At 58.6% G+C, this 17105-nt stretch carries 16 protein-coding genes and 1 riboswitch; all 16 genes read left to right on the forward strand.

Translation table 11 applies throughout. The features are described 5' to 3' along the window. Entirely contained in the window at window positions 1-426 is a 426-nt protein-coding gene (locus ABJM11_RS04435; protein ID WP_348293078.1) for a cobalamin B12-binding domain-containing protein, read from the forward strand. Window positions 427-512: 86 nt separating this feature from the next. Next, complete coding sequence (locus tag ABJM11_RS04440) at window positions 513-1934, forward strand: AMP-binding protein (RefSeq protein ID WP_348293080.1); 1422 nt, start codon at window positions 513-515, stop codon at window positions 1932-1934. After that, window positions 1935-2915: a methylmalonyl Co-A mutase-associated GTPase MeaB gene (gene meaB / locus ABJM11_RS04445; protein WP_348293082.1), complete on the forward strand. Its 981-nt coding sequence runs from the start codon at window positions 1935-1937 to the stop codon at window positions 2913-2915. Further along, complete coding sequence (locus ABJM11_RS04450) at window positions 2902-4599, forward strand: methylmalonyl-CoA mutase family protein (protein WP_348293084.1); 1698 nt, start codon at window positions 2902-2904, stop codon at window positions 4597-4599. The genes meaB and ABJM11_RS04450 overlap by 14 nt, the downstream gene beginning before the upstream one ends. A 42-nt stretch (window positions 4600-4641) precedes the next feature. Beyond that, the gene (locus ABJM11_RS04455; RefSeq protein ID WP_348293086.1) at window positions 4642-5199 is read left to right on the forward strand and encodes a cob(I)yrinic acid a,c-diamide adenosyltransferase; all 558 of its coding nucleotides are present in this window, start codon (window positions 4642-4644) and stop codon (window positions 5197-5199) included. 27 nt (window positions 5200-5226) lie between these two features. Continuing rightward, complete coding sequence (cobD, locus tag ABJM11_RS04460) at window positions 5227-6243, forward strand: threonine-phosphate decarboxylase CobD (RefSeq protein ID WP_348293088.1); 1017 nt, start codon at window positions 5227-5229, stop codon at window positions 6241-6243. A 36-nt stretch (window positions 6244-6279) separates the two neighbouring features. Beyond that, a riboswitch (cobalamin riboswitch) is annotated at window positions 6280-6502 on the forward strand. A 151-nt stretch (window positions 6503-6653) separates the two neighbouring features. Continuing rightward, window positions 6654-8489 carry a TonB-dependent receptor domain-containing protein gene (locus ABJM11_RS04465; RefSeq protein ID WP_348293090.1) on the forward strand — a complete coding sequence of 612 codons (1836 nt, stop codon included), beginning with the start codon at window positions 6654-6656 and terminating at the stop codon, window positions 8487-8489. A 21-nt stretch (window positions 8490-8510) separates the two neighbouring features. Next, window positions 8511-9410: a cobalamin-binding protein gene (locus ABJM11_RS04470; protein WP_348293092.1), complete on the forward strand. Its 900-nt coding sequence runs from the start codon at window positions 8511-8513 to the stop codon at window positions 9408-9410. 33 nt (window positions 9411-9443) lie between these two features. Then, entirely contained in the window at window positions 9444-10397 is a 954-nt protein-coding gene (locus tag ABJM11_RS04475; protein WP_407069960.1) for a FecCD family ABC transporter permease, read from the forward strand. After that, entirely contained in the window at window positions 10397-11170 is a 774-nt protein-coding gene (locus ABJM11_RS04480; RefSeq protein WP_348293094.1) for an ABC transporter ATP-binding protein, read from the forward strand. Before ABJM11_RS04475 ends, ABJM11_RS04480 begins: the two co-directional genes overlap by 1 nt. Before the next feature lie 75 nt (window positions 11171-11245). Further along, entirely contained in the window at window positions 11246-12574 is a 1329-nt protein-coding gene (locus tag ABJM11_RS04485; RefSeq protein WP_348293096.1) for a cobyrinate a,c-diamide synthase, read from the forward strand. Further along, a complete protein-coding gene (cobO, locus tag ABJM11_RS04490; RefSeq protein ID WP_348293097.1) occupies window positions 12567-13178 on the forward strand; it encodes a cob(I)yrinic acid a,c-diamide adenosyltransferase in 612 nt (203 codons plus the stop codon). The genes ABJM11_RS04485 and cobO overlap by 8 nt, the downstream gene beginning before the upstream one ends. A 13-nt stretch (window positions 13179-13191) precedes the next feature. Further along, complete coding sequence (locus ABJM11_RS04495; RefSeq protein WP_348293099.1) at window positions 13192-14664, forward strand: cobyric acid synthase; 1473 nt, start codon at window positions 13192-13194, stop codon at window positions 14662-14664. A 3-nt stretch (window positions 14665-14667) separates the two neighbouring features. After that, on the forward strand, window positions 14668-15390 hold the full coding sequence (gene bluB, locus ABJM11_RS04500) for a 5,6-dimethylbenzimidazole synthase (protein ID WP_348293100.1): 723 nt from the start codon (window positions 14668-14670) through the stop codon (window positions 15388-15390). A 54-nt stretch (window positions 15391-15444) separates the two neighbouring features. Next, a complete protein-coding gene (locus tag ABJM11_RS04505) occupies window positions 15445-15627 on the forward strand; it encodes a DUF1289 domain-containing protein (RefSeq protein WP_348293101.1) in 183 nt (60 codons plus the stop codon). Between the two features lie 39 nt (window positions 15628-15666). Then, complete coding sequence (gene purT / locus ABJM11_RS04510) at window positions 15667-16857, forward strand: formate-dependent phosphoribosylglycinamide formyltransferase (protein WP_348293102.1); 1191 nt, start codon at window positions 15667-15669, stop codon at window positions 16855-16857. The last annotated feature ends 248 nt before the right edge of the window (window positions 16858-17105 follow it).

Below are 17105 nucleotides of genomic sequence, written 5' to 3' on the forward strand. Positions count from 1 at the left end.
ATGCAAAACAATGACAATAATGCAGCTGTAATTCGGGTAATGTTGGCAAAAATCGGTCTGGATGGTCACGATCGGGGCATCAAGGTAGTCGCGCGTGCGCTGCGGGATGCCGGCATGGACGTGGTCTATACCGGGCTGCATCGCACGCCGGAGGAAGTGGTAGACGCCGCTATCCAGGAAGACGTGGATATTCTGGGCATCAGTCTGCTCTCTGGTGCCCATATGCACATCTTTCCAAAGGTGCTGGAACTCCTGAAAGAGAAGGAAGCTGAGGACATGATCGTGGCCGGCGGCGGTGTTATCCCCGACGACGATGTCAAAGAGCTCTATGAAATGGGCGTCCACAAGATTCTGTTACAGGACACTCCTCCCCAGGAAATCATTGATTCTTTCCGGCAGCTGGTTGCAGACCGCGGCGCGCGATAAACAGGGCGTCATCGCGGTCGCCTGCGGCCGGGCGCTCACAGCAGATTTCCTCAGACGACAGCCAATAACAATATCAGGAGTCTCCGATGGAAGAGTGGAATTTTCCCCCCAACTACAATAAGGACTACTTTCCGGACCCGAACAGTCCCTACTGGTTTCGGGAAAGGGAGACAATGGACCCGGACAAGCGCGATGAACTGATCGTTGCGCGCATCCGCGACGTGATGGCTTATGCCTACGAGCACTCGCCGTTTTACCAGCGCAAATGGGACAAGGCCGGTATAAAGGCCAGTGACATCCGCACCCTCGCAGACTTCGAGGAGGTTCCTGTCGTCACCAAGCAGGAACTGCGTGATTCCCAGGCGAATAACCCTCCGTTCGGGGACTACCTTTGCTGCCCTGAAAGCGATATTCACCATATTCATGGCACGTCCGGCACAACCGGCAGGCCTACCGCTTTTGGTATTTCCCGTCGTGACTGGGACACAATCGCCAACAATCATGCCCGGATCATGTGGGGTATGGGCCTGAGGCCGGGGGATACAGTGTTTGTGGCTGCCATTCTGAGTCTTTACATGGGGTCCTGGGGCGCGTTGATCGGCGCCGAAAGATTGGGATGTAAAGCCTTTCCCTTTGGGGCCGGTGCTCCGGGAATGACCGCCAGGGCGGTTACCTGGCTGGGAATGATGAAGCCCGCCGGACTTTACTCTACGCCTTCCTATGCGCTCAGGCTGGCGGAAGTGGCCCGGGAGGAAGGGGTTGACCCTCGGGAATTCGGTATCAAGGTGCTGTTCTTCTCCGGCGAACCGGGGGGCTCCATCCCGTCCATCCGGGACAAGATCCAGGACATCTACGGCGCCAAGGTGGTGGATAGCGGAACCATGGCGGAACTCACCCCTTGGATGCACGCCTCTGGCAGCGCAAGCACGGAGGGCATGCTGCTGTGGCAGGACATTGTCTACACCGAAGTAGCTGACCCGAATACCAACCGCCGTGTGCCCTACGGGGAGCAGGGCACCCCGATATACACTCACCTTGAGCGAACCTCCCAGCCGATGATTCGCATGGTCTCCGGCGACCTCACCCATTGGGTGATGGAAGACAATCCCTGTGGCCGCACCTATCCGAGGCTGCCCAAAGGCATCTACGGACGGATAGACGACATGTTCCAGATCCGTGGTGAAAATGTGTATCCCAGTGCTATCGCTGAAGTGCTGGAAGCCTTCGCCGGTTATGGCGGTGAGCATCGCATTATCATTTCCCGAGGCGGCTCCATGGACGAACTGGCCGTGCAGGCGGAATACAACCAGGAGGTTGCGGACAAGGGCCAGGATGCAGTTCAGGCATTCTCGGAACAGGTGGAAGCCGAACTGAGCCGCGTACTGGGCGTCCGGGCACGGGTTGTCATGGTCGAGCCTGACACCTTCCCCCGCACCGACTTCAAGGCGCAACGTGTTGTTGACGACCGGGATCTTTACCAGAGCCTTCACCAGAAGCGAGGAGGTTAGATGATTAACCGCATACCCTCGATGAAGCTGGCTGAGCGGGTGCGTGAGGGGCATCTTCGTGCCATTGCCAGGCTTATTACCCGGGTTGAAAGTGGCGGCGACGCCGAGGTGCGTGAGGCCCTGGCCGAGCTCTACAAGAGTACCGGAAACGCTCATGTGGTGGGGATTACCGGTGTGCCGGGCGCCGGGAAGTCAACGCTCGTGACCCAGTTAGTCCACGAGTACCGGGCCAGTGGCCGTTCAGTGGGTGTAGTTGCCATTGACCCCTCAAGCCCGTTCTCCGGCGGTGCCATCCTCGGGGACCGTATCCGGATGGGGGAGCTGGTCTCCGACCCCGGGGTATTCATTCGCAGCATGGCCACCCGGGGAACCCTGGGTGGTCTGGCGAGACCTGCCCTGGATGCGGTAGATCTCCTGGATGCCGGTGGGTTTGATGTGGTGTTGATCGAGACCGTCGGAGTGGGGCAGGACGAAGTGGATATCGTGCGTGCCGCCCACACGACTGTGGTGGTCAACGCGCCGGGCCTTGGCGACGACATTCAGGCCATCAAGGCCGGGGTGCTGGAAATCGCTGACGTCCATGTGGTGAGCAAGGCGGACCGGCCCGACGCCAACCGAACCATCCAGGAACTGAAGGCTATGCTGATGATGAGCCTGGAGCCTGGTGAAGACATCTGGCGGGTGCCGGTGGTACCCACCAGCTCTGAAAAACACACCGGCTTCGGCGAGCTGATGGCCGCGATTGATCGCCATGCGGAGCACCTGGAGAAAAGTGGTGAAATTACCGAAAGGCGACGACAGATTGCACTGACCCGGGTGGTGAAAGTGGCCGAACAGATCGTCCGGGACAATTTTGTACGTGACAGCAGGTCGCAAACCGAAGAGCTGCTCAAGAAGGTGACTCAACGCGAGCTGGATCCCCATGGAGCCGCAGTGACCTTGTTAAAAGCCATGAAGGAGACGATTCATGAATCGCACTGACCAGTATGACCCAGCTGCACTCAAGCACATTGAAAAAGAATTCGACGAGTGGGAAAACAATGAAGTGGCGTCCTTCATAAAGCGGGCGCCTGAGAGCAAGTCAGACTATACCACCGCTTCCGGTATGCCGACGAAGCGCACGTATACACCTCTTGATGTTAAGAATACTCCGTTCGAGGATATTGGTTTCCCCGGCCAGTACCCGTTCACCCGTGGGCCATATCCCACCATGTACCGGGGCAAGAACTGGACAATGCGGCAGATTGCCGGTTTCGGCACAGCCCGGGAAACCAATGGGCGTTTCAAGTATCTTATCGCCCAGGGCCAGACGGGCCTGTCGATCGACTTCGATATGCCCACGCTGATGGGGTATGACTCCAGCCACCCAATGAGCCAGGGTGAAGTGGGTCGCGAAGGTGTGGCCATCGATACGCTGGCGGATATGGAGGAGTTGTTCGACGACATCGACCTGACCAAGATTTCCGTGTCCATGACGATCAACCCGTCGGCGTGGATACTATACGCCATGTACATCGCCCTGGCGCAGAAGCGGGGTTACGACCTCAACGACCTGTCGGGTACTATCCAGAACGACATTCTCAAGGAGTACATTGCCCAGAAGGAATGGATATACCCGGTGCGGCCGTCGGTCCGCCTGGTTCGTGACTGTATTCAGTACGGCTCCGAGAACATGAAGCGGTATAACGCCATCAATATTTCCGGCTACCACATCTCGGAAGCCGGCTCCACTGCCGTTCAGGAAGTGGCATACACCATGGCCACCACCATGGAATACGTAAAGACGGCGATCGACGCCGGGGTGGATGTCAACGAGTTTGGTCCCCGGCTCTCATTCTTCTTCGTAAGCCAGGCGGACTTCTTCGAGGAGATTGCCAAGTTCCGCGCTGCCAGGCGCGTGTACGCCAAGATCATGCGGGAGAAGTTTGGTGCCACGAAACCCGAGGCCAGTCGGCTACGCTTCCATGCGCAGACCGCAGCCGCTACCCTGACCAAGCCGCAGTACACCATCAACCCGATCCGTACTGCGCTCCAGGCCCTGTCTGCCGTGCTTGGTGGTGCTCAGTCGCTGCACACCAATGGCATGGATGAGGCGTTTGCCATACCGACCGAAGAAGCGATGCGGATCGCCCTGCGTACCCAGCAGATTATCGCTTACGAGACCAATATCACCCAGGTGGTCGATCCTTTGGGCGGGTCCTATTACGTGGAAAATCTCACCGACGAGATTGAACGGGAAGTCTGGAAAATCCTTGATGAAGTTGAAGAACTCGGCGGCACTCTCCAGTGTATCGACGACGGCTACTTCCAGAGAGGCATATCCGACTCGGCCTACGATTTCGCACTGCGCAAGGCCAGCGGTGAGCGGCCGGTTATCGGCGTCAATATGTTCGTGCAGGACGAAGAGGACGTTGAAATCGAAACCCATCCCCATGATCCGGAAACCGAGCGTCGGCAGATTGAACGTCTGAATCGGGTCAAGGACAATCGCGATGAGGAGAAGGTCCAGGGTTTGCTCAAGCAGCTGAAAGAGCAGGCCGAGGACGAGTCGGTAAACCTCATGCCTATCACCATTGAGCTGGTGAAAGAAGGGGCGTCGATGGGTGACATTGTTGAAACCCTGAAAGGCATTTGGGGAACCTATCGCGAAAAACCTGTAATCTGACCGGCTTCATCGACTGACTGAAGCGGTTCACGGGAGAAACGAATGGTCAGGCTTACCAAGATCTACACGAAAACCGGAGACAAGGGCGACACCGGCCTGGGTGACGGCAGCAGGGTCGCCAAGTACGATTTGCGCGTGGAAGCCTATGGCACCGTGGATGAGGCAAATGCGGTCCTTGGGCTGGCGCGGCTCCATGTCGATGAGGAACTCGATGGGATACTGGCGCGCATCCAGAACGATCTGTTCGATGTGGGCGCCGATCTCTGTACGCCGTTCGAAGAAAACCCGAAATACCCGCCCCTCAGGCTGGCCGATTCGAAAACCCTTGAGCTCGAGCAGGAAATCGACCGGTTCAATGCAGATATCCCGTCGCTGCGCTCCTTCATTCTGCCGGCGGGAAACCCGGCCGCAACGCATCTTCATCATGCCCGGACGGTCACTCGCCGGGCTGAGCGCGTCATCGTTCAGCTGAAGGAAGATCAGGACATCAGCCAGTCGGTTCTGGAATACATGAACCGCCTGTCTGACCTGTTGTTCGTGCTTGCCAGGCACGCCAATGGCAAGGGAAAAGATGATGTTCTGTGGGTGCCCGGTGAATGATATCGGCATGCGACCGGGGTCTGAAGCATGAATCCGCCTCCGGAACACGGAGGCAGGCTTCGCGCTGCCGTCCGAAAATGGGGAATGCCGCCGGAGCGCTGGCTGGACCTCTCTACCGGCATTAACCCGCGGAGTTGGCCCGTGCCGGCGATTCCCGAAGACGTATGGCGGCGCCTGCCAGAGCCTGACGATAGCCTGGATACGTGCATCAGGCAGTGGTTTGGCGCACCCGGTTCTGCCGCCTGTGTGCCGGTTGCCGGTAGCCAGGCGGCGATCAAGGCCCTGCCGCGTTTGCGTTCGCCGTGCCAGGTGGGGGTGCCATCGCCCGGATACGAGGAGCATGGGCATTGCTGGCTTTCTGCAGGCCACAAGGTCAGAGGCATCACCGGTGAACAACTCGTCGCCGAGGACGAAAGCTGGCTGGATGAACTGGATGTGCTGGTGTTGATTAACCCCAACAATCCCACAGGCCAGTTCATAGAACCCCATCGGCTGCTGAGCTGGCACGATCGGCTGCAACGACGGGGTGGCTGGATTATCGTGGATGAGGCGTTTATGGATGCCACACCGGAATTCAGTGTTGGTTTCGCGACTGGCCAGCCCGGCCTGGTTGTCATGAGATCACTGGGCAAGTTTTTCGGTCTGGCAGGCCTGCGTGCAGGTGCGGTTTCGGGTGATCCTGACATTGTGGGCCCGCTTGATGGTGTTCTGGGCCCCTGGTCTGTCAGCGGTCCGGCGCGATATATAATGAGTCAGGTGCTGGTGGATCACCAATGGCGGGCTGCGACTGCGGAGAGACTACACAGCGAAAGCCGTCGGCTGTCGGAATGTCTGTCACGTCACGGGCTTGACGGCTCCACCGGTACTGCGTTGTTCCGATATGTTCGGCATAGCCGCGCCGGAGATATTGCTGCCGGCCTCGCACGCCAGGGAATCCTCGTACGCGAGCTTGCGAAGCCCGCGGCATTAAGGTTCGGGTTACCAGGTTCCGAGCCGGAATGGACGCGTTTTGATCAGGCGCTGTATTTGAGTGATGTTTATTGATTTAGCCCCGAGGGGCTGATAGTTTGACTATCGAAAAAATGTATACCGTATTCAGGTAACGCTTTTCCGCGGTATTGCTGCAGAAAAGCTTAAAACGGGAAGTCGGTTAAAGTCCGACGCTGCCCCCGCAACGGTAAGCGAGTGAAAGGCAACCATAAAACCACTGTGCGTCACGCATGGGAAGGTGATTGCCCTGGCTCAGCCACAACGGCTGTACCACTCGCAAGCCCGGAGACCGGCCTGAATACACACCGGAAGTTGCGGAGGGCGACGGCGGTGGGTGAGTTGTGTCAGCTTCACACCTGTACACTGACTCGTATCCTGCCTCCCCCAGTCTCACTCTCGAGCTCCGCAACATAATAAACACCGTGCGGGTGCGCATGGTTTAAAAGCGAGTGCTGATTATGGGTATGTCGAAGTCTGTGCCGGTTCTGTTGACCGGCTTCCCCCTTGTGTTCCTGCCAGTGTCCGATGCGTCTGCCAACGAAGAGGGGGCTGCACGGGAACTTGACCCTATTGTTGTTACGGCCACGCTTGGCCCCCGGACCGTGGGTGAAAGCCTGTCCTCTGTCACTGTGCTGGATGAGGAAACCATTCGCCGGCAGGAGCCTGCAGAGTTCAAGGACCTTATTGGTGGTCAGCCCGGCATTGATGTCGTCACCAACGGCTCCTACGGCAAGAATACAAGTGTCTACACACGAGGCACGACCAACGATTCGACCGTTTTCCTGGTGGACGGAGTGCGCCTTCGCTCGGCTACCAGTGGGGGCGCGCCCTGGCAGTATTTCCCCATGGAGCTGGTAGAGCGGGTAGAGGTTGTACGCGGCCCGCGAAGCGCTCTCTATGGTGCGGACGCCGTGGGAGGTGTGATCCAGGCGTTTACCCTGGACCCGGAGCGAGGCCGAAAAGGCTGGGTGGAGGCCGGTGCGGGTAACTTTGACACTCAGAAGGTCAGTGCCGGAGCTTCTGCACGTACGGATTCAACCCGGTTCAGCCTCAGTGGCCTGCACAAGGAAACCGACGGCACTGAGATTGTGGAAGACGGCGAAGACAAGGGATTTCGTAATACCGCTGGTGTCGGTCGCGTTGTCCACGAACTCCCCGGTGGGGGCGAAGCAGGCGTGGTGATGATGCAGTCCGAGGGGAACACCGAATTCGATGGTGGCAACACGGATTTTCTGATCCGCACGGTTGGCTTCCAGCTGGACGCCCCGGTCAGTGACTACTGGAACAGCTCCATACAGTTATCGGAATCCGCCGACGAGCAGGACAACTTCCGCGATGCCGGAGATTCCTTCTTCAACACCAAAACCCGCACGGCACGCTGGGAGAACACCTTCACGGCGGGTGTTCATGAGCTCGCACTGGGTGGCGAACTGCAGGCAGACGAAGTAGACAGCTCCACGGAGTTTGAAGAAGACAGCCGCACCAACGCCGCACTGTTTGGTCAGCTTCGCCTTAACTTCGGCCCCTCAGACCTGCAGTTATCGTTGCGGGGTGACGACAATGAGGCCTATGGTCGCCAGGAAACCGGCGCCGTGGCTTTCGGTCATTCCTTCGACCGCTCCCACCGTGTCCGGGTGAGTTATGGCACGTCCTTCCGGGCCCCCACGTTTAATGACCTCTATTATCCGCTGGAAACGTTCAGCTTTGGCGGTAGCTACGCGGGTAATCCCGACCTGGAGCCGGAAGAGGGGAGCTCTGTCGAGATCGGTTTCAGTGGCCGCTATGACATCTGGTACTGGGATGCTGCTATCTACCAGTTGGATGTGGATGATCTGATTGATCTTCAGTCTGACGGCGGCGATATTCGGCCGGTCAATGTCAATGAAGCTCGGATTCGGGGCATAGAGATGGGCACAGGGCTTCGTGCCAATGAGTGGGATCTGGCGGTTAATCTGACGCTGATGGACCCACGTGACCGGGAAACCGATAATCGCCTGCGTCGCCGCAGCCAACAGTCGCTGCGCGTGGATGTGGACAAGAGCCTGGGAGCCTGGTCTTTTGGCGGGACCATTCAGGCCAGCGGCTATCGTTATGACGACTCGGAAAACGAAGAGCGGCTGCCGGGTTACGCAACCCTTAACCTCCGCGCTGGCTGGGAGTTTGCCAGGGACTGGAATGCCCGCCTGACCCTTCAGAACGTCACGGACAAACAGTACTCCACAGCGCTCCGGTTTGACGGTGCCGAGTACGTGGCTGCCGGAACCGCAGGCTTTTTGTCCATACGCCATGACTTCTATTAACCACGCCACAGGAGCCGATGCATGAGGTATTTGGCAGCGCGCCTCCTGACAGTGTTCCTCGCCGCCCTGCCTGCAGCCTGGCATATTCCGCTGCAGGCAGCGCAGGTGTGCGCAACCGACGATACCGGCAAGGAAGTATGCCTTGAGCGGCCAGCTAGTCGGATTGCGGCCTTATCTCCAGGCGCCACCGAGCTGGTCTGGGCCGCCGGCGCCGGCGACAAAGTGGTGGCGGTGGTTTCTTTCAGCGACTACCCGGAAGAAGCGAAGGACGTCCCCTCGGTGGGCAGTCATACCCGCATGGATCTGGAGAGGCTGATGGAGCTGCAGCCAGACCTGGTTATTGGCTGGGTGACCGGCAATCCACCGGAACAGATTGAGGCGTTGAGAGACCTGGGGCTACCCGTGTTCTCCATTGAACCCCGCAGTTTCGAGGGGGTATCTCATACGATTGAACGGCTTTCGCAACTGGCCGGCACCGAGGCGGAGGGTTTTGCTGAAGCGGCCCGGTTCCGAGAGGGCATTGGCAGCCTGGAGCGCCAGTACCGCAATGCCGAGCCCGTATCCGTTTTCTATCAGGTCTGGGACGAACCGTTGATGACCGTGAACAACGAGCACCTGATCGGTAAGGTTATTACTCTTTGTGGTGGCGTTAATGTGTTTGGTGATCTTGATCGCCTGGTGCCGAGAATCAGCGCTGAGGCTGTCATCGGTGCCAACCCCGAGGCCATTCTGGCCGGGGGTATGGGTGAGGAGAACCGGCATTGGCTGACACGTTGGGAAGCGTTCCCCAGTATTGATGCCACGGCCAGTGACAACCTGTATTTCGTTCCGCCGTCACTGATCCAGAGACCCACACCCCGTATGTTGCAAGGCTCCCAACTGTTCTGCGAGAAACTGGATGATGCCCGTGCCAAACGATAACCGGAGGCCAACCACATGAGCAGGCCAGTGACCATGCCGCTCGTGATTCTGGCGATTGCCAGTCTTATAGCCATGGTTCTGTCCGTGGGTATTGGCAGCGTCAGCATGACCCCCGCAGAGGTCGGCGCCGTTATCTTCGGTGAAGGTAGCAGTCTGCAGCAAACCCTGGTGCTGGACCTGCGCCTTCCGCGCACTCTTGCGGCTTTTGCAACCGGTGGCTTACTGGCGGTAGCCGGGGCACTCATGCAGGTGCTGTTGCGGAATCCCCTTGCAGACCCTTATGTGCTCGGTCTTTCCGGCGGTGCTGCGGTCGGTGCGCTGTTGGCAATGTTGGCTGGCCTGGGTGGCCTGATCGTTTCCGGTTCGGCCTTTGCAGGTGCCATGCTGGCTACATTAATGGTGTTTGGGCTTGCCCATGGTACCGGCAGCTGGACGCCCTCACGCCTTCTGTTGACCGGTGTGGTCGTTGCCGCTGGCTGGGGCGCGGTGATCACCCTGATGCTGGCCGTCAGCCCGGCCCAGCGTCTGCCAGGCATGCTTTACTGGCTGATGGGCGATGTCTCCTACGCCCGCTCGCCCTGGCCGGCACTGGTGCTCCTGTTTCTGGTCTGCCTGCTGCTGGTCCCGCTGGGGCGAAGTCTTAATGTGCTGGCCCGTGGCCCCATGCAGGCAGCAGCTCTCGGTGTTTCGGTACGGCCACTGGAGTGGATGATCTATATCCTTGCAAGTCTGCTCACAGCGACTGCAGTAACCATGGCGGGCAGTATCGGATTCGTGGGTCTGGTGGTACCTCATATGTTACGTCTGGTGCTGGGTAACGACCAACGCCTGATCCTGCCAGCCTGCGCCCTCGCTGGCGGCACATTGCTGGTGCTGGCGGATACTCTGGCTCGTGTTGTCATTGCACCAGAGCAGTTGCCGGTAGGGGTCATTACGGCTCTGCTGGGCGTGCCCACCTTCCTGTACCTGTTGTACCGGAGCCGCTGATGAACCCGCTACAGGCACGAGAACTGGTGATGGATATTCCCGGGCGTGACGACGGGGAGGCGCTGAATTTCGCCGTCCAGCCCGGACAGATATGGGGAGTGTTGGGCCCCAATGGGGCTGGCAAAACCACTTTGTTGCATACCCTTGCCGGACTGAGGGCTCCGCGTCATGGGGTGGTTTGTCTGGGTGGGAACTCGTTGAGTGAGTTAAAGCGCCGGCAGATTTCCCGGCAACTAGGGCTGGTGTTTCAGGAGCGGCAGGACGGCTTCCCCGCCACGGTACTCGAAACCGCCCTGATCGGTCGCCACCCGTGGCTGTCTCCCTGGCAGATGGAAACCGGCGACGATGAACGCATCGCCCGCCGCGCCCTGGAACGGCTGGATGTGGCCCATTTGAGCGACCGCCTGGTGAATACGCTCTCTGGGGGCGAGCGTCAACGTGTGGCCATTGCCACAGTGCTTACCCAGGCGCCGGATACCTGGCTGCTGGATGAGCCGACGAATCATCTGGATCTGCATCACCAGGTGTCGGTGTTGCAGTTGCTTACCGAGCAGGCTCGTGCGGGACATTCAGTTTTTATGTGCCTGCACGATCTGAACCTGGCGGCCCGCTGGTGTGATCACCTGTTATTACTCTTTCCCGATGGAGAGGCATGCTGGGGGCCAGCGGAGCGCATGCTGGTACCGAGCGCGCTCGAACGTCTCTATGACCAGGAATTGCTGACAGTGGAGGTGGATGGTGCACCACTATTCGTACCCAAGAAAGCCCGGTAAGAAGCATGAAACTGTGGTCGGGAAGGGGGTTCCCGGCCACGGCCTACTTCCATGTTTCCGGGCAAGGTGGCATTAATGAAAGCAACCATACCAGCAGCAATGATTACGGCCCCGGGCTCTGGCCAGGGAAAATCTATGGTGACGGCAGCCCTGGCCAGACTGCATCGGAATGCCGGACGAAAGGTGCGGGTTTTCAAGCACGGGCCGGATTATCTGGATCCTATGGTGCTGGAGGTGGCGTCCGGCCAGCCGGTGTACCAGTTACATCCGTGGATGACCGGCGAGGCCGAGTGCCGTTGGCGTTTGGTTGAAGCTGCCCAGGACGCGGACCTGATTCTGGTGGAAGGTTCCATGGGTTTGTTCGATGGTGACCCCTCCAGTGCGGACCTTGCCAGGCTGATGGGCATTCCTGCGTTGCCGGTCATTGACGCCCGCGGAATGGCCCAGACGTTCGGCGCTGTGGCCCTGGGGCTGGCCAGCTTCCACCCGGAGGTGCCGGTGCGACAAGTGATTGCCAACCGTATTGGAAGCCGCCGCCATGGCGAAATGCTGCGGGACAGCCTCCCTGAAGGCATCGAGCTGTTAGGGGCGATTCCCCGAAACGATGCCATGAGTATTCCGGACCGGCACCTGGGTCTGATTCAGGCGGGGGAGTTGGAGGATCTCGACCAGCGCCTGGATGCCGCTGCTGAGGTGCTGGCAGAGGTCGGGTTGGACGGCCTGCCGCTTCCGGTGACAATGGAAGCCGAGAAACCAGCGGCCCCGCCAGCGCTGCTGAACGGTGTTCGTATAGCCATTGCCCGGGATGCGGCATTCAGCTTTATCTACCGTGCCAATCTGGACCTGTTGCAGGCCATGGGTGCGGAACTGTCGTTCTTCTCTCCGCTGACGGATAGGGCATTGCCAGACGCCGATGCCCTCTGGCTGCCGGGTGGTTATCCGGAACTCCATGCTGCCGCTCTGGCCGCCAACCAGCCGGTCCTTGGAGCCGTCCGCAACCATTACTTAGCTGAGAAGCCTATGCTGGCGGAATGCGGCGGTTTAATGGCCTGTGTGGAGGAATTGATGGATCACGACGGCCAGGTCCACAAGATGCTGGGACTGATGCCGGGGCGTGCCAGTATGGCCGGCCGACTGCAGGCATTGGGGCTTCAGAGCCTGAACACTGATCAGGGGCAGCTGCGAGGCCATACCTATCACCATTCGCGCCTGGAAACAGGCTGGCAACCCCTGGCCCGAACCCGCAAGGTAGCGGGTACCGAAGCCGAACCGGTGTATTGTCGGGGCGGCCTGGTGGCCAGTTATTTCCACGGTTATTTCCCTTCTGCCCCAGAGTTGGTGGCCGGAATTTTTCGTGGGCAGGCCTTCCGCCCACTCACAGACAAGGAGCCCGACCATGCGTGAACGCGCCAAAAACCCCGAACGCCATGCCCGTCGCATGGAAGCCAAACAGAAAATCATGCAGGAGCGCATCGCCCGTGCCCAGAAAGAGCAGGGCGTGTTGCTGGTGCTCACCGGCCCGGGCAAGGGCAAGAGCAGTTCCGGTTTTGGCATGGTTGCTCGCGCGCTCGGCCATGGCATGAAGGTAGGCATTGTCCAGTTTATCAAGGGCGCGTTCAGTACCGGAGAGGAAGCCTTCTTCCGGGATCTGCCCAACGTGGACTACCACGTGATGGGGCAGGGCTATACCTGGGAAACCAAGAACCGGGAACAGGATGTAGAAGCTGCCAGTGCAGCCTGGGATGTCGCCGCCGCCATGCTGAAAGACGAAAGCTACGATCTGATCCTGCTGGACGAACTCAACATTGCCCTGAAGTACGACTACATCGACCTGGATCGGGTACTGGATGACTTGCAGGGCCGGCCAGAGATGCAGCATGTGGTCATCACCGGGCGCTCTGCGCCTGCGGAACTGATCGACCTCGCGGACACAGTGACAGAGATGGGCGTAGTGAAACACGCCTTCAAGGATCAGGGTGTGAAAGCCCAGAAAGGCGTTGAACTGTAACAGGCCGGAATGCATGACCACACTGATGATTCAGGGTACCACCTCCGATGCCGGTAAAACCACGGTAGTGGCTGCCCTGTGCCGGTGGCTGGCAAGGCAGGGTGTTTCCGTGGCTCCGTTCAAGCCGCAAAATATGGCGCTGAACAGCGCGGTGACTGTGGATGGTGGTGAAATTGGCCGCTCCACTGCGTTACAGGCCCTGGCGTGTGGCCTGGAGTCCCACAGCGATATGAACCCGGTGTTGCTTAAGCCCCAGAGTGACCGAGGAGCCCAGGTGATTCTGCGGGGCAAAGTCCATGGCAATATGGATGCGCTTGATTATCACACCTTCAAGACGGAGGCGATGGCCTCGGTGATGGGCGCGTGGCGTGATCTGAGTGCTCGATACGATGTGATTATCGCCGAGGGTGCCGGCAGCCCCGCGGAAATAAACCTGCGTACCAACGACATTGCCAATATGGGGTTTGCCGAAGCGGCGGATTGCCCGGTGCTACTGGTTGGGGATATTGACAGGGGCGGGGTTTTTGCCCAGTTGGTAGGCACCCTGGAGCTGGTTTCAGAGAGCGAGCGGTTGCGTACCAGGGGCTTTATTATCAACCGCTTTCGGGGTGACATTGCGCTGCTGGAGCCGGGCCTGGAATGGCTGGCTGAACGCACCGGGACACCCGTTGCCGGTGTGTTGCCCTTTCTGCATGGGCTGGTGATTGACGCTGAAGACAGCGTTGGTACAAGCGGGGACAGTGATGCCGGAGCGCTCAACGTAATCGTCCCGGTATTGCCGCGCATCAGCAACCACAATGACTTCGATCCGCTGCGGTTGCATGCTGGGGTCAACCTGCAGTTCATTGGCCCCGATCAACCTGTTCCTCCCGCAGATCTGATTATTCTGCCCGGTAGTAAAAGTACCTGCCACGATCTGCAGTGGCTGAAGACCCAGGGTTGGCCCGAGGTAATCCGTAAGCATTTGCGTTATGGCGGCAAGGTGTTCGGCATCTGCGGCGGCTTCCAGATGCTGGGCCGGGACGTTCTTGATCCCGATGGCCTGGAAGGTGCAGCCGGCATTAGCGAAGGGTTGGGCCTTCTGGACATGACCACGCGTATGGTCGCTGGCAAACAACTGAAGAAGGTGGCGGGTGTGTTCAACCTTGGGACGGGTACATCCCGGTTTACCGGCTATGAAATGCATAACGGCGTCACGACCGGCCCGGCCCTGGAGCGCCCACTGGCAATGCTGGACGGCACCCCCGATGGCGCTGTCAGTAACGATGATCAGGTAATGGGCTCCTATGTACACGGCATTTTCGATGAGGCAGAAGCGGCCACTGAGCTACTGCAATGGGCTGGCCTGCGCCGACAAGGTCAGGCGGTGGATTACACGGCCCATCGACTACAGCAGTTGGATCGGTTGGCGGACGTCGTGGAGGAGTGTCTGGACACTGATTGGCTTAACAGACTGCTGGGACTGACTCGGGATCATCAGGGGTAGACTATGAACCGCAACAGAAGTGATGGCATAGACCATAATCGCCCGTTCAGCGTCGAAGAAACCAACGGCCTTTACCGCGCTATCCATGAGCGAAGAGACGTGCGCTCCCAGTTCCTTCCCGATCCCATTCCCCCCGACGTTCTCGCCCGCCTGCTGAGTGCAGCGCACCACGCCCCCTCTGTGGGATTCATGCAACCCTGGGATTTTATCGTGATCGACAGTACCGATGTACGCCGGGCTGTCCTCTCGATCTTCGAAGAAGAGAACCGGAAAGCGGCGGACAACTACGTGGGCGATCGTCATGCTCAGTATAAAAATCTCAAGCTGCAGGGCATTCTCGAAAGCCCTGTGAATCTCTGCATAACCTGTGATCGCAGCCGTGGCGGCACTCATGTTCTGGGACGCAATTCGATCGTGGAGACGGATCTGTTCAGCACCTGTCTGGCGGTCCAGAACTTCTGGTTGGCGGCACGAGCAGAGGGTATCGGTGCAGGCTGGGTCAGTATCCTGGATCAGAATAAACTGGCCAGTGTGCTAAACCTGCCAGAGCACGTATATCCGTTGGCTTATCTGTGCCTGGGCTATGTGAGCGAATTTCTTGACCAACCCGAGCTCGAGAAAAAGGGCTGGCGCTCGCGTTTGCCATTGTCGGAACTGGTGCATGGAAATTCCTGGGGGGAGCCGTTGACCGAACCGGCATTAGATGCAGAAATCAGGAAAGGGTAAAGTGATGGCCTTCGGCCTGCCATTTAACGGTTTTGAAAAAAGGTGAGGTGCAGGATGAAAGTCGCGGATAAGGTACGCTCCCCCTGTGTGAGCATCTGTGCGCTGGATGACAACGATATGTGTGTCGGTTGTCATCGCACGGGGGATGAAATCACGCGGTGGTCGCAGATGAGCAACGAAGAGCGCCGTGAAGTGTTGAAAAAGGTCGCCGAGCGTGAAAGCAAGGTTTTGATCTAGCGATTGGGCACTCATCGATATCAAGGGACACGCACAACCATGACTGACACCGTTCGAATTGGTACTCCGCTGAAAGAGAATGCCTTCAGAGTGCTCTTTTGTGGCTCCGGGGAGCTGGGTAAGGAAGTCGTTATCGAGCTCCAGCGATTTGGCGTGGAGGTCATCGCGGTTGATCGTTATGCCAATGCCCCGGCTATGCAGGTCGCCCACCGCAGCCACGTTATTGACATGCTCGATGATGATGCGCTGCGCCGCATAATAGAAGCGGAAAGGCCGAACCTGATTGTTCCGGAGATCGAGGCCATTGCCACGTCGGAACTGGTGGCGCTGGAGCAGGAAGGCTATCACGTGATTCCGACGGCACGGGCCGTGAACCTGACAATGAACCGGGAAGGAATCCGGCGCCTGGCGGCTGAGGAACTCGGGCTTGCCACATCGCCGTACCGGTTCGCAGAATCCAAAGAAGACTATCTTGCGGCAGTCGACGCCATTGGCTTACCGCTGGTGGTAAAGCCGGTGATGAGTTCATCTGGAAAGGGTCAGAGCACGGTCAGGTCTCGCGAGGATATAAAGGCGGCGTGGGATTATGCGCAGACAGGTGGCCGCGCCGGCAAGGGCAGGGTTATTATAGAAGGCTTCGTGGACTTTGATTACGAAATCACCCTGCTGACGGTAAAGCACCGCGACGGCATTTCATTCTGTGACCCAATCGGGCACCGTCAGGAAGAAGGGGATTACCGGGAGTCCTGGCAGCCCCAACCGATGAGTGCAAAAGCCCTGGCTCGTTCCCGGGAAATCGCTGAAGCGGTTACCGGTAATCTCGGTGGCTATGGTGTCTACGGAGTAGAGCTGTTTGTTAAGGGGGACGAGGTGTGGTTTTCAGAAGTGTCGCCGCGCCCCCATGATACCGGGCTGGTGACACTGGTTTCCCAGGATCTTTCGGAGTTCGCCTTACACGCCCGGGCGATCCTGGGGCTGCCCATACCCGCAATACGTCAGCAGGGGCCATCAGCTTCCGCCGTCATATTGCCAGAGGGAAATTCTGATGCCGTAACCTATCTGGGGCTTGAAAAAGCGCTCGCGGAGCCTGATGTATATCTCAGGCTGTTTGGTAAACCTGGGCTGAGAGGACGTCGCCGAATGGGTGTTGCCCTTGCTACCGGTAGTTCTATTGAGGAGGCGAGAGAAAAGGCGACCAGGTCAGCGGCCGCCGTAAAAACCGAGCTTTGACGGTAATTCGCCGGTTTCTCGAAAAAGTTATAACGAACCGTTGACACCTCAAGTGAGCTCTGTAGAATACGCATCTCTTTCGAGGGACACGCCCCTGAGGCGGGTCAGAAATTGAAAGACAACCGTTTGAATTAATTGAAGATTTCGAGTTTTTAAATTCTTCAGAAAGCGGTTGACAAGGCGGTGATTCGATGTAGAATACGCGGCCTTGATCGGGGATTGCTGCAACGCTCCGAACGCTCTTTAAA

The organism is Marinobacter sp., from assembly GCF_039977835.1.
Lineage (GTDB): Bacteria > Pseudomonadota > Gammaproteobacteria > Pseudomonadales > Oleiphilaceae > Marinobacter.

What these genes read in the sequence shown, in the direction of transcription:
- ABJM11_RS04435 (WP_348293078.1), top strand. Translation starts at nt 1, where the DNA reads ATGCAAAACAATGACAATAATGCAGCTGTAATTCGGGTAATGTTGGCA.
- ABJM11_RS04440 (WP_348293080.1), top strand. Translation starts at nt 513, where the DNA reads ATGGAAGAGTGGAATTTTCCCCCCAACTACAATAAGGACTACTTTCCG.
- meaB (WP_348293082.1), top strand. Translation starts at nt 1,935, where the DNA reads ATGATTAACCGCATACCCTCGATGAAGCTGGCTGAGCGGGTGCGTGAG.
- ABJM11_RS04450 (WP_348293084.1), top strand. Translation starts at nt 2,902, where the DNA reads ATGAATCGCACTGACCAGTATGACCCAGCTGCACTCAAGCACATTGAA.
- ABJM11_RS04455 (WP_348293086.1), top strand. Translation starts at nt 4,642, where the DNA reads ATGGTCAGGCTTACCAAGATCTACACGAAAACCGGAGACAAGGGCGAC.
- cobD (WP_348293088.1), top strand. Translation starts at nt 5,227, where the DNA reads ATGAATCCGCCTCCGGAACACGGAGGCAGGCTTCGCGCTGCCGTCCGA.
- ABJM11_RS04465 (WP_348293090.1), top strand. Translation starts at nt 6,654, where the DNA reads ATGTCGAAGTCTGTGCCGGTTCTGTTGACCGGCTTCCCCCTTGTGTTC.
- ABJM11_RS04470 (WP_348293092.1), top strand. Translation starts at nt 8,511, where the DNA reads ATGAGGTATTTGGCAGCGCGCCTCCTGACAGTGTTCCTCGCCGCCCTG.
- ABJM11_RS04475 (WP_407069960.1), top strand. Translation starts at nt 9,444, where the DNA reads ATGCCGCTCGTGATTCTGGCGATTGCCAGTCTTATAGCCATGGTTCTG.
- ABJM11_RS04480 (WP_348293094.1), top strand. Translation starts at nt 10,397, where the DNA reads ATGAACCCGCTACAGGCACGAGAACTGGTGATGGATATTCCCGGGCGT.
- ABJM11_RS04485 (WP_348293096.1), top strand. Translation starts at nt 11,246, where the DNA reads ATGAAAGCAACCATACCAGCAGCAATGATTACGGCCCCGGGCTCTGGC.
- cobO (WP_348293097.1), top strand. Translation starts at nt 12,567, where the DNA reads ATGCGTGAACGCGCCAAAAACCCCGAACGCCATGCCCGTCGCATGGAA.
- ABJM11_RS04495 (WP_348293099.1), top strand. Translation starts at nt 13,192, where the DNA reads ATGACCACACTGATGATTCAGGGTACCACCTCCGATGCCGGTAAAACC.
- bluB (WP_348293100.1), top strand. Translation starts at nt 14,668, where the DNA reads ATGAACCGCAACAGAAGTGATGGCATAGACCATAATCGCCCGTTCAGC.
- ABJM11_RS04505 (WP_348293101.1), top strand. Translation starts at nt 15,445, where the DNA reads ATGAAAGTCGCGGATAAGGTACGCTCCCCCTGTGTGAGCATCTGTGCG.
- purT (WP_348293102.1), top strand. Translation starts at nt 15,667, where the DNA reads ATGACTGACACCGTTCGAATTGGTACTCCGCTGAAAGAGAATGCCTTC.